Below are 13,026 nucleotides of genomic sequence, written 5' to 3'. Positions count from 1 at the left end.
AACATGGCTAAGAACGTACTAAAATTACTGTTTGTTGTGTGCCTTTTCGGATTTCAAAATCTGCAGGCACAAACAACAGTAAAAGGAACGATTACAGATGCTGTAAGCGGAATTCCGATTCCGGGAGCAAATGTTATCGTTAAAGGAACAAAAACGAGCGCATCATCAGATTTTGATGGTAAATACAGTATTACTGTTCCAAATCAAACAGCAGTTTTAATTTTTTCTTATGTAGGATCTGCTACAAAAGAAGTTGCTGTTGCGGGACAAACTACTATTAATGTAGGTTTAGGTGCAGCCACACAACAATTAGGTGAAGTTGTGGTAACTGCTCTTGGTATTAAAAGAGAGAAAAAGGCAATTACTTATTCTGCTCAAAACATTTCAGTAGATGAGATTTCAGAAGCAAGATCATTAAACGTTGCCAACTCACTTTCAGGTAAAGTTGCAGGTCTTAATTATTCTACGACTTCTAATGGTGTAGGCAGTTCATCTAGAATTACTTTAAGAGGAAACAGATCACTTAACGGTAATAACCAACCTTTATATGTAGTGGATGGTGTGCCAATCAGTAACGGTACAACATCAACTAATCCTGATATTGATACAGGAGGAACTACACAGCCAGATGGTATTTCTAACATTAACCCAGAAGATATTGCTTCGATGACAGTCCTTAAAGGACCATCTGCAGCAGCCCTTTATGGTTCTAGAGCATCAAATGGTGTTATCGTTATTACAACAAAATCTGGTAAAGCAGGAAAAACTTCCGTTTCGTTATCATCTAATTTCATGGCTTCTTCTGCTTATAATTTGATGAATTTGCAAAATGAGTACGGACAAGGAACAAACGGCGCTTATGTTGCAAACTCTTCTTCAAGCTGGGGAGGAAAATTAGACGGAAGCCAAGTTTCAAACTGGCAGTTAGTTCGTAACCCAAATTATGCAGGGCCAGCTACACAAAGTTATTCTCCACAGCCAAATAACGTTATTGATTTCTACAAAACAGGTTATAATTTAGCTAATACATTAACTGTTACGGCAGGTAACGAAAAAGCACAAGGTTATTTCTCTTATACAAATACAAAAGCTGAAGGTATTGTTGGCGGAAACCAATTAGACAGACACAATCTTAACTTGAGATTGACTAGTAAAATATCTGATAAATTATCGTTGGATGTAAAAACCAACTACATCATTCAGGATATTGACAACTTGTTAAGAACTGGAGAAGAATCTATCGGAACATCAGCTTATTTATTGCCTCGTAGTATTGCATATAATGACTACAAAAATTTCGAATATATTGATGCAGCAGGGCAAAGACAAATGAATTATTTCATTGATGAAACTGGATCTCCAGGAGGAAACCCATTCTGGTCTGCTTTGAGAGATGATGCTCGTACAGATAAAAGAAACAGATTTATTGGTTTAGCCTCTCTTAAATATGAGTTTACAAAAACTTTAAGTTTACAAGGTAGAGCTGGTTTAGACCAAATGACAAACAAAAACGTAAGAAACAGATATGCTACAGTTGCATTTAACAATAACTTAGGTTCATACAGCGAATCGTATGAAACAGTAAGTGAATTGAATGTCGATGCTTTGCTTTCTTACAACGAAAAATTTGGAGATTTTTCTGTTGGACTTAATGCTGGAGCAAGTTCATTACAACAGAATAATTCAGCTTTAAATTCTGGTGGTGTTTTAAGTAAAAGAAATTATTTTGCCCTAAGTAATGTTTCAACAATTCAATCTACATCAACAGCTTCAGAAAAAAGAATTAACTCAGTTTACGGATTCGGTCAAATTGGTTTCAGAAACTATTTGTTTTTAGACTTAACAGCTAGAAATGACTGGTCTTCTACATTGCCAACAGATTATTTTTACCCTTCTGCGGGTCTTTCTGCTGTTCTTTCTGATATGTTTACATTGCCAGAAACTATTAGTTTTGCAAAATTAAGAGCTTCGTATGCACAAGTAGGAAATGATACAGATCCTTATCAAACACAACAAAGATTCTCTTATATTGGTGGAAACGGCGGTATGTTATACGGACAAAGTACAAAAGCTAATCCAAACTTAAAACCTGAGATTTCTTCTTCTACAGAGTTTGGTGCAGATGTTCGATTTTTTAATAATCGTTTAGGTTTAGATTTTACATACTTTAATACATTAACAAATAATCAAATTTTCTACATCAATACGCCTGAGGCTTCTGGATATTCTAGAGCTATCGTAAATGGTGGTGATATCGAAAATAAAGGTATTGAGCTTACTCTGACTGCAACTCCTATTCAAACAGAAAACTTTACATGGGATATTACAGCAAACTACGCATCTTATAAGTCAAAAATTAAATCTATTGCAGATGGAAGAGAAGAATTAGTTCTTGGAGAAGGACGTTTAGTAAGAAGTAAAGTTGTTGTTGGCGGTGAATATGGCGATTTATACATTAAAGGTTTCCAAAGAGATCCAAGCGGCAACATTATTGTAAACAGTGCAGGTATTCCATTAGCAACAAATGGTTTTGATGTGCGTGCTGGTAACTTTAACCCAGACTGGACAGCAGGTTTTAAAAACAACTTTAAATACAAAGATTTCTCTTTAAGTTTCTTAGTTGATTTCAGAATTGGTGGTGAAGTTATTTCATACACTCAGGCAAGACAAGCCGGTTTAGGAGTAAGTGATGTTACTCTTGCAGGAAGAGAAGGAGGAATTGTAGTTAATGGAGTTGTTGGAAGTACTTCTGGCGGTGTAACAACGTATACACCAAACACAACAAGTATTACTGCAGAACAATACTGGACAGCAATTGGACAAAGAACACCAATCGCAGAACCTTTTGTTTATGATGCAACAAACATCAGATTAAGAGAACTTGTATTGGGTTATTCATTACCAAAACATATTTTGGGCGAATCAGGTTTCACAAGTATTGATTTTTCATTAGTAGGAAGAAATTTATTCTTTTTCATGAACAAAGCTAAATATTTTGATCCAGAAGCAGGAGCAGGAACAGGAAACCTGCAAGGTATAGAATCTTTCAACATTCCTTCAACGAGAGATTATGGAGTTAATGTTAAATTCGGATTTTAATTAAATAAAGAGACATCATGAAATATAGTTTTAAAATAAAAACATTGGGAGTTGCTTTAATGGCAGTTTCTATTTTGTCAAGCTGTTCAGGCGACTTTGATGAGATAAACAAAGATCCTAATTCGTTGACTGAAGATCAGTTAGATGCTACTTTAGCAGGACCTTCTTTTGCATCAGCGCTTTATGCAGGTATTCATAACGGATCTTACTCATCGCCAGGTGTAGATGATCAAGGTACATGGGGTATCGCAACGGGTATTTTATCTTCTACTTTTATTCACTATCTAAATTGTGGATATGGTACTGAGAGAAATGCATTCGTAAATGGATATGAAGGACGTGGATGGACAAGATTTTACACAGTTGCTGTTCCGGCCTTAAACAATGCTATTAAAGCATCTGAAGGAAATGCTGAAGCTTTGGCAGTTCTTAAAATCTGGAAAGTTTTCATGTACAATCAAATGGTAGATGCTTACGGACCAATTCCGTATACTGAAGCAGGAAATGGTAAAGAAAAAGTGCCTTACGATAGCGTAGAAAGTATTTACGAAGATTTCTTTAAATTGCTAGATGAAGCTAATACTACATTAAGTTCTTCTTCTCTAACAACAGTTGCTTCACTTCAGCCAAACGACCGATTGTATGCTGGTAACGTGTCAAACTGGAGAGTATTCGGAAACAGTTTAAGATTGCGTTTAGCATTGAGAATTTCTGATGTTGAACCTGCTAAAGCAAAAACACAAGCTGAAGCTGCTGTAGCAGCAGGAGTTATGGAAACAAACGCTCAAAGTGCATTCTTTAAAGCTAGTAATATTACTCCAAACAATTTAAATATGATTGTAAACAGCTGGGGTTATACTATGACAGCTTCTATGGAAAGTATTCTTGTAGGATATAATGATCCAAGATTAGCAAAATGGTTTGCTCCAATTGATACTGGAGTTTATAGAGGTCAGCCTGTTGGAGGATTAGAAGATCAATTTGGAACTACTAAATTCTCTGCCTTCAATAATGACATTATGGGTAATGGTGCTGCAGGAAATATTAGTGAGTCTAAAAACATTGAAGTTTTTATGGCATCTGAAAATTATTTAAGCAGAGCAGAAGGAGCTTTAAATGGATGGAACATGGGCGGAACTGCTCAAACTTTATATGAAACAGGTATCAGATTGTCTATGCAGCAATGGGGAATTGTTGATAACACAGCAATTAACAGCTACATCGCAGGATCAACTTTGCCAACTTTGCCAAACGTTTTAACAGTTTATCCAAATCTAGACTTGAAAGATATTCCAGTTAAATTGCCTGTAGCATGGTCTGCAACTGAAGCTAGTCAGCGTACACAAATTGCTGTTCAAAAGTACTTGGCTATTTTTCCTGAATCTTGGGAATCTTGGGCAGACTTACGCAGAAGTGATGCAAAAGTTATTTATGCACCGCTTAATACAGATAATAATGATGCTGGAGTAGGTAAAAGTTTAATGAAGAGAATTATTTATACAACAAATGAATATTCTTCAAACAAAGATGCTGTTACTGACGCAATCACAAAATTAAAAGGTCCTGACACTGGAGGAACTAAACTTTGGTGGGATACTAAATAATTAAGGTAAAGAAGACGAGATTCGTTACTTTAAAGATAAAAGGAGAGGTGACTCTCCTTTTGTTTTATACGCCTATTTGTAAAAAAATGGTTATCTGATTTGAAATAAAGCTATTGATAACCGAAATAAAAAGAATAACTATGCCTAACAAAAATACATCTCAAAATAACAATACATTAATTCCAATACTAATTATAGCCAGCCTATTTTTTGTTTTCGGATTTGTAACCTGGATAAACGGCGCTTTGATTCCGTTTATGAAAACAATCAACGAATTAACATCTGCCCAATCGCTTTTAGTTGCATCAGCATCGTATATTTCATTTGTAGTTATGGCACTGCCGGCGTCGTACATTTTAGGAAAAATTGGATATAAAAAAGGAATGTCGTTAGGATTGTTTATAATGGGATTTGGAGCTTTAATTTTTATACCTGCAGCAGAAGCCAGAACGTACTGGATGTTTTTAACCGGTATATTTGTTCAAGGTGCAGGAATGACGTTATTGCAAACGGCATCAAACCCTTATATAACGATTTTGGGTCCAATTGAAAGTGCTGCAAAACGAATTTCGATTATGGGAATTTGCAATAAGATTGCAGGTGCTTTAGGGTCGCTAATTTTTGGTTCTCTTTTATTGTCTGGAATAGATGAAATTCAAGAGAAACTAAGTGCAGTCAGTGCAGTCGAAAAGGCTAAATTGTTAGATACAATGGCAGACAGCGTGGTTGCGCCTTATATCACAATGGCTGTTGTTTTATTTGTTTTGGGAATATTAATTAGAAAAGCACCTTTGCCAGATGTTGAAGCAGCACCAATTGAAACAGCAAAAGAAGGCGAAACTACAAAAACAAGCATTTTTCAATTTCCGCATTTATGGCTGGGCGTACTTACACTTTTTATGTACGTAGGTGTTGAGGTTATCGCAGGAGATACAATTATAGCGTACGGAATTGCTTTAGGTTTTCCGGCTGCAGATGCCAAATTTTTTACGACTTTTACGTTATTGGCAATGGTAGTAACCTATGCTTTAGGTGCATTTTTAATTCCAAAATACATTAGTCAGGCTTTGGCATTAAAAGCAAGTGCAGTTTTAGGAATTGTACTTTCATTTTGCATTGTATTTTCTACCGGATTTACTTCTATTTTATTTGTTGCCGCTTTAGGTATTGCAAATGCATTGGTTTGGCCGGCAATATGGCCCCTGACTTTAAATGGTTTGGGCAAATTCACCAAAACAGCTTCAGCATTGTTAATTATGGCTATTTCTGGAGGTGCAGTTATTCCGCCTCTTTACGGGAAATTAGTAGACATAAATAAAATAGATATGCTGACTAATGGAATGAGCGAAGTTGCTGCAACGGCAAATGCTGCAACAAAAGGATATTGGATATTATTGCCTTGTTATATTTTTATTTTATACTATGCCCTTTATGGCCATAAATTAGGTTTAAATAAAAAATAATTTTAATAACGTTAAGGATAAGAGATGAGTTTAAAAATAAATTGTTCAGTACTTTTTTTAGTTTTTGTATGTCTTTCTTGCAGCTCTGTAAAAAAGGAATTAACAGTGTCTAATATTACCCAAAATTTTATTACAGATCAGCCCGTAACAACAAACAGCCATGCCGCAACATTAGTTGAATTAGCTCCAAATAAAATTATGGCAGCTTGGTTTGGAGGTAAATATGAAGGTGCTAAAGATGTAGGGATTTATTATTCGAATTATGAAAACCAAAAATGGTCTGCACCTAAAAATCTTGTTCTGCCTCTGGTGAAAGAAGGAGATACATTGCCTTGCTGGAATCCTGTTTTATTTAAAAGTAAAAGTCAAAATTTGTATTTATTTTATAAAGTAGGAAAAAATCCGAGAGAGTGGTTTGGCGCCATGATCATTTCAAAAGATAACGGAAACACGTGGAGCATTCCAAAATATCTTCCGAAAGATATACTTGGGCCTATTAAAAACAAACCTGTTGAAGCAGCTCCCGGCATTATTTTATGCGGAAGCAGTACAGAAAGTGTTCAGAATAATCAATGGAGATCTCATGTAGAAACGTATACGGAAGCCACTGATATTTGGAAAAAGATTACTATTCAAGATAAAAAAGAATTTGATATTATTCAGCCAACATTTTTAGTTCATTCTGATAAAATAATTCAGATGTTGTTTCGCAGTAAACACAATACACTGATTACAAGCTGGTCTAAAGATAACGGACAAAACTGGAAAGATACAGATAGCATTAATGTTGTAAATTCGAATTCCGGAATTGATGCGCTGACGCTTTCTAAAAAATCATTTCTCTTAGTCAATAATCCACTAAAACAAGGAAAAGATTGGTTCAACGGCCGAAATGTTTTAGATGTAGAATATTCTAAAGATGGAGTAAATTGGAAAAAGTTATTTGATCTCGAAAATCAAAAAGAAGGCGAATTCAGTTATCCGGCTATTATTCAAACTTCAGACGATAAAATTCATGTGCTTTATACATATAACAGAAAGTATATTAAGCATGTAGTATTCGAATTGAAGAAATAAATTGAATACTTTTTATTTTACAAAACAAGTTATTTAAAACAAAGCATAAGTCATGAAATCTTTTCAAATTTCAAAAATTAAACCCTTTTTCATAAGTGTATTATTTTTTAATAGCAGCATTAACGCTCAAAATAATAGTAATGCAGAGACATTCTATAAGCACGATAAGTACCTTTCTTCGGATAAATTAGAAGGCCGTTTTCCTGGCACAAAAGGAAATAATGATGCAGCATCTTATATCAAAAAATATTTTAAAAAATATGGTTTGAAAGAATTCAACCAAAGTTATTATCAGCCTTTTAAAGTATTTGTAAAAGAAGGAATAAACAAAGTGAAGTCAGACAGCGTTACAACTCAAAATGTTGTAGGCTATATAGAAGGATCAGATGATAAACTTAAAAATGAATTTATCATAATAGGCGCGCATTATGATCATTGGGGATGGGGAGGTGCAGGCTCTAGCAGTAAAAAAAAGGAAGCCGTAGAAATTCATAACGGAGCAGATGACAACGCTTCTGGTGTTGCAGCTTTGCTTTCTATTTTAGAAGAAGTATCTAAATCCTCAGTAAAACCAAAAAGGAGTATTATTTTTATTTCATTCAGCGGTGAAGAAGAAGGTTTGGTAGGCTCTAAATATTTTGTGAGTCATTTGCCTGTCGAAAAAAGCGCTGTAAAAGTTATGCTTAATATGGATATGGTAGGAAGATTGAATACTGAAAAACAACTTTATATGGGAGGAGCCGGAACCTTCCCAAATGGTGTTGAATTGATGAAGAAATTACAAGAAAACAACGGATTAAACCCTGTTATACATGCGGGAGATGTAGGAGGATCTGACCATGTTTCTTTTTACAAATCTTCTATATCCGCAGTTGGTTTTCATACGGGCGGACATCCGCAATATCATACTCCAGAAGATGATATCGATTTAATTAATATTGATGGAGGGGCATTGGTCGTAAAGTATATTTACAATGCTTTGGTACAAATTGCAAATTATCAGGAATCACTTTATTTTATAAAACAAGATTAAAAATAAAGAATCCTTTTGGACTTATTATTTAAATAAAAAAAGCCTTTCAAGATTAATGATTTTGAAGGCTTTTTTGTTTTTATAGGTTCACTATGTAATCCTGATTAGCACTATTCGCTTGTCTTAAAAAGCTTCTTTCTTTTATACTTAAATAAGTATTTCGGATAAAAAAAAGCAATCTTCTTTTTTTACATTAAAAATAATAACAAATAAATAGTAAAACAGAGCATTCGCATTATTATCTGGAATAAATAAAAATAATTTGGTTTGTTTTAACACAACGTATAAATTTGCGCTATTCAAAATAATTCTAAATAACATGAAAGTAAAAATATTACTTCCGCTTTTGAGCAGCTGTTTAATGTTGCTGACTGCTGTAAGTTCGTTTGCGCAAACTGGTACCATAAAAGGTACAGTATCGTTGTCTAATGATGAAATTGCAGATAATGTTTCAATAACTCTTAAAGGAACCCACATCGGAACTGTTACTGATGCTCAGGGAAACTATGAGATAAAAAATGTAAAACCAGGTAATTACACATTAAAAGCTTCTGTAGTAGGATTTTCTGCTAAAGAAAAAAGCATTACAATTACATCTGGAGTTGAAATTGTAGAAAACTTTGCATTAATCACAACATCTGAAACACTTACAGAAGTATTTGTAAAAGGTAATGCAAACAAGTACACTAAATCAGAAAGCGAATACGTTTCTAGAATGTCAGTTAAAAACATTGAAAACTCGCAAGTATATAATGTTGTGACTAAAGAATTGATGAAAGACCAATTGGTTACAAACCAAGATGAAGCGTTGAAAAACGTTCCAGGTTTATACCAATTATGGGGAGCTACGAATCGTGCAGGTGATGGAGGTTCTTGGTATTCACTACGTGGATTCACTACTCAGAGTTTAGTAAGAAATGGTCTTGCAGGAAAAGTAAACAGCAATTCAGATGCTGCAAATCTTGAGCGAATTGAAGTTATCAAAGGACCATCTGCTACATTATTCGGAAATGTACTTTCATCTTACGGAGGATTAATCAACCGTGTGACTAAAAAGCCTTACGAAAATTTTGGTGGAGAAATCTCATATCAAAATGGAAGCTATGGATTTAGCCGTTTAACAGCTGATATCAATACTCCTATAAACGAAGATCATACTGCATTGTTCAGATTAAATGGATCTTATAGCAGTGCTAATACTTTTCAGGATTACGGTTCGTCAAAAAGTTACTTTTTCGCACCTTCTTTCTCTTATAAAATAAACGATAAACTAACAGTATCTATAGATGCTGAAATAGGAAGTCAGGATAATTCAGGTATGTCATTAATCTATCTTCCTTTTGGAGTATCGATTGCTGATTTAGGAGTAAGTAATGCTAAAGATCTTAACATCAATTTCAAAAGATCATTCTTAGGAAATGAATTTATTACGAATACTAAAACATTCAATGTTTTTGCACAGGCTAATTATAAAATCTCTGACGAATGGACTTCTCAATCTGTATTCAGCAGCAGTTCTAATAAAGCAGTAGGTCCGCAAACATGGTTTTACCTTTTGCCAAACGAACAGTTATCAAGAAATGCTTGGGATGCAAACGGTAGAGATAATGCTATAGAATTTCAACAAAACTTCAATGGTGATTTAAATATCGGATCAATGAGAAACCGCTTTTTAGCAGGTATTGATTTATACAACGGTACAAATAAATTAGGATACCAAAGTTTACCAAATTTTGCTGCATACGATGTAGTAAATTATAATGGAACAGCAGCAAATTATTATGATTTTAACCCAACCAATGTAAAAGATGCAATGGCTGGAAATGGTAATGCTCCTTATACTACAAACAGCGATATATCTACATATAGTGCGTACGTTGCAGATGCAATTAATATTACAGAAAGATTATTAGTTTCAGCAGCGGTACGTTTCGATCATTTTGAAAATCAAGGATCATTTGATGCTGCTGCAAATACTAAAGCTGAGAACTTTTCTCAAAATGCATTCTCACCAAAATTTGGTGCAGTTTTTCAAATCTTAAAAGATCAATTATCTGTATTTGGTAACTACCAAAATAGTTTTACCAACAAAGGATTCTTAAACGCTAACGTTGGAGGTGCACTTCAATTAGTACAATTTGATCCGGAAAGAGCGAATCAATTTGAAGGAGGAGTGAAATTAAATGCTTTCCAAAACAAATTAAGCGCTACAATCAGTTACTATGACATCAAAGTAAAAGATATCGTAACAGCAGACCCAAATTTACCAAATGCAAGTATTCAGAACGGTACACAATTCAGTAAAGGTTTTGAAGTAGAAGTTACTGCTAACCCTATTCCTGGATTAAATCTTCTGGTTGGTTTCTCTAAAAATGACTCAGACTTAAACGGAAAAAGACCTGTAACCGCAGGACCAGAGACTTTGATTAATTACTGGTTTAGCTATAACCTGCAAGAAACTAAACTTAAAGGATTAGGTTTAGGATTTGGAGGAAACTACGGAGATGCTACAAATATTTACGATAACGGACCAGGCGAAACTTTTGCACTTCCATCGTATTCTGTAATAAATGCTGCATTGTACTATGATCAGCCTAAATACAGAGTAGCATTAAAAGTAAATAACCTTACAGATGAATTATACTTTAACGGTTATACTACAATCAACGTTCAGGCTCCACGTACCATTATGGGAAGCGTAACGTTTAAATTCTAATTGAATTAACCCATATAATGATAGGAAAAAGCCCGAACATCTGTTCGGGCTTTTTCTATAGTTGAAAAAGGAAATCAAACGTAACCTTTTTGTGATTTTTTACAATGCAATATTTTGATATAGTGAGTTTTAACTTTTTTTATTAAATTTGGTGTGATAATTTCTAGCAATGCCTGTTATGGAAAAATTAAAACGCCCGGTTTATCTCAAAGCCGGTACTGATGATTTTTTTAAAAAGATGCGCACAGAAGTGAACGAAACTATTTTACAAAACTCATCCTTGTACCTTTTTAATATTATTAAATCTTTGGGACTTTTAGTTCTCTTCTTTCTATTTTATAGCTGTATTTTAATTTTCGGAAACAGTACTCCCTTGCTATTTCTATTTTATATTTTGTGCGGTATCAACATGATTGTGTTGTTTATAAATGCATTTCATGATGCAGCACACGGAGCATTGTTTAAAAAATCAAAACACAACGAATGGTTTATGTATGTTTTAGAACTTTTTGGCGGTAATCATTGGCTTTGGACGCGACGGCATATCAATCTTCATCATGCTTATCCTAACGTTCCAGATTGGGATGTTGACATCAAGCAAAGTGATATAATCAGGATTTTTCCAAATAGTCCCTTGTTTAATTATCATAAGTATCAGCATATTTATATGTGGCTTATTTATCCTTTTTATAGCCTGAATTGGATTTACATCAGAGATTTTAAGGATTTTTTCGGGAAGAAGGACAATTACGTCAAAAAAGTGGTAGAGGCTATTCCAACTCGTGAAGTGTATACTTTATTTATCGCAAAAGCAATCAATCTTTTTTATTTGCTGTTGCTGCCAATGTTATTATTGAGTCAGCCATGGTATCTTGTTTTAGTGGCTTGGTTTGCCATGCATTTGTTTGGCAGTATGATTGGCGTCGTGGCACTTGTATCTACACATGTTGATGAAGATGCACACTTTCCAGTAACAGACGAAGACGGAAATCTTTCTGCTACTTGGGCAATGCATCAAATGATTGTTACAAAAGATTTCAGTACAAACAGCAAATTAGCTAACTTTTTATATGGCGGATTTACACATCATGTTGCACATCATCTTTTTCCGGGGGTTGGGCATACTTACTATCCTTATATAACACCGATTATAAGGCGTTATGCCGCAGAATATAATCTTCCATACACTTCATATCCTTTTTATCATGCCGTTCGTTCGCATTTCAGAATGCTTAAAAATAAAGGTATACATGAGAATATTATGATGATAGGAGAAATTTAATTATGAATTATGCTTACTAACAAGCCGAAACTAATAACTCATAATTCAAAACTTCTTCTCAATATTGGCGTTAATTTTTTTAGTGTTTAAATCTTGTAATAACGAATCTTTTAAAATAATTCTGAAATTATCTTCTGCAAAAACGGTTAACTTTGATTGACTGAATTTATAGACGTTGATTTTATTGTTTTTTGCGTCGATATAAAGATCGTATGAATACGTTGTACAGTCGTGCTGTTTACAGCCGCCGGCATGCAAAATATCGCCTTCTTTGGTAAATGGAGTTTCTGTGTTCCAATATTTTACCATTTGATCATACTCTGTGCCTAAAAGTGTTTTTAATCGTGGTGTTATACTGCTATTGGTTAATAAATGCGTGCCGATAACACTTTTATCAACCAAGCTTTTTAATGTGTCTGACGGATTAATTACAGCTGAATCTGTTTTTAAAGCATCGATTTTTATTGAGGTGGAATCTGTCGTTGGGATACTTTTAATAGTTTCTTTTTTGCATGAAACCATTGCAAAGCAACTCAAGGCAACTATAAATAAATTCTTTGCTTTTTTCTCCATAATGTTTATTTTTTGAATTAAATAATTGGTTTATAAAGTCTTAATGAGCTAATTTAACGAAAATATATTAGATTATTAGGGTAATTGAAAGTAAATTAGTACTGGTTTTTATAGTTTAATTTTTGTTTTTTCTTAAAGGGAAATAGCTTTATTAAAGATGGAAATTGGGAACGAATTAA

8 protein-coding genes are annotated in these 13,026 nt (G+C 34.0%); 7 read left to right on the top strand and 1 reads right to left on the bottom strand.

Annotation, left to right across the window (positions count from 1 at the left end):
- The first annotated feature begins 3 nt into the window (after nt 1–3).
- The 7 genes from IR010_RS11420 to IR010_RS11390 all read left to right on the top strand — a co-directional run bounded on the left by IR010_RS11420 (nt 4) and on the right by IR010_RS11390 (nt 12,274).
- Nucleotides 4–3,099, top strand: coding sequence for a SusC/RagA family TonB-linked outer membrane protein (locus IR010_RS11420; RefSeq protein ID WP_194569072.1), 3,096 nt, complete (start codon nt 4–6; stop codon nt 3,097–3,099).
- Nucleotides 3,100–3,116: 17 nt separating this feature from the next.
- Nucleotides 3,117–4,703, top strand: a complete 1,587-nt coding sequence (locus IR010_RS11415; RefSeq protein WP_194569068.1) for a SusD/RagB family nutrient-binding outer membrane lipoprotein — start codon at nt 3,117–3,119, stop codon at nt 4,701–4,703.
- Between the two features lie 140 nt (nt 4,704–4,843).
- Nucleotides 4,844–6,166: a sugar MFS transporter gene (locus tag IR010_RS11410; protein ID WP_194603885.1), complete on the top strand. Its 1,323-nt coding sequence runs from the start codon at nt 4,844–4,846 to the stop codon at nt 6,164–6,166.
- A gap of 105 nt (nt 6,167–6,271) precedes the next feature.
- Entirely contained in the window at nt 6,272–7,243 is a 972-nt protein-coding gene (locus IR010_RS11405; protein WP_317174456.1) for a sialidase family protein, read from the top strand.
- Nucleotides 7,244–7,295: 52 nt separating this feature from the next.
- Nucleotides 7,296–8,276, top strand: coding sequence for a M20/M25/M40 family metallo-hydrolase (locus tag IR010_RS11400; protein WP_194603879.1), 981 nt, complete (start codon nt 7,296–7,298; stop codon nt 8,274–8,276).
- A gap of 319 nt (nt 8,277–8,595) precedes the next feature.
- Nucleotides 8,596–10,992: a TonB-dependent receptor gene (locus tag IR010_RS11395; protein WP_194603876.1), complete on the top strand. Its 2,397-nt coding sequence runs from the start codon at nt 8,596–8,598 to the stop codon at nt 10,990–10,992.
- Between the two features lie 178 nt (nt 10,993–11,170).
- Nucleotides 11,171–12,274 (top strand): fatty acid desaturase family protein, encoded by a 1,104-nt coding sequence (locus tag IR010_RS11390; RefSeq protein ID WP_194603874.1) that lies wholly within the window; start codon nt 11,171–11,173, stop codon nt 12,272–12,274.
- Nucleotides 12,275–12,319: 45 nt separating this feature from the next.
- On the opposite strand, the gene IR010_RS11385 is transcribed toward IR010_RS11390, so the two are convergent.
- On the bottom strand, nt 12,320–12,847 hold the full coding sequence (locus tag IR010_RS11385; RefSeq protein ID WP_194603871.1) for a hypothetical protein: 528 nt from the start codon (nt 12,845–12,847) through the stop codon (nt 12,320–12,322).
- Between the last annotated feature and the right edge of the window lie 179 nt (nt 12,848–13,026).

This window comes from Flavobacterium sp. MR2016-29 (genome assembly GCF_015350695.1).
Lineage (GTDB): Bacteria > Bacteroidota > Bacteroidia > Flavobacteriales > Flavobacteriaceae > Flavobacterium.
Note: the sequence above shows the minus strand (reverse complement) of the source record. Positions and strands in the feature narration are given on the sequence as shown.

What these genes read in the sequence shown, in the direction of transcription:
- IR010_RS11390 (WP_194603874.1), top strand. Translation starts at nt 11,171, where the DNA reads ATGGAAAAATTAAAACGCCCGGTTTATCTCAAAGCCGGTACTGATGAT.
- IR010_RS11415 (WP_194569068.1), top strand. Translation starts at nt 3,117, where the DNA reads ATGAAATATAGTTTTAAAATAAAAACATTGGGAGTTGCTTTAATGGCA.
- IR010_RS11395 (WP_194603876.1), top strand. Translation starts at nt 8,596, where the DNA reads ATGAAAGTAAAAATATTACTTCCGCTTTTGAGCAGCTGTTTAATGTTG.
- IR010_RS11385 (WP_194603871.1), bottom strand. Translation starts at nt 12,847, where the DNA reads ATGGAGAAAAAAGCAAAGAATTTATTTATAGTTGCCTTGAGTTGCTTT.
- IR010_RS11410 (WP_194603885.1), top strand. Translation starts at nt 4,844, where the DNA reads ATGCCTAACAAAAATACATCTCAAAATAACAATACATTAATTCCAATA.
- IR010_RS11400 (WP_194603879.1), top strand. Translation starts at nt 7,296, where the DNA reads ATGAAATCTTTTCAAATTTCAAAAATTAAACCCTTTTTCATAAGTGTA.
- IR010_RS11420 (WP_194569072.1), top strand. Translation starts at nt 4, where the DNA reads ATGGCTAAGAACGTACTAAAATTACTGTTTGTTGTGTGCCTTTTCGGA.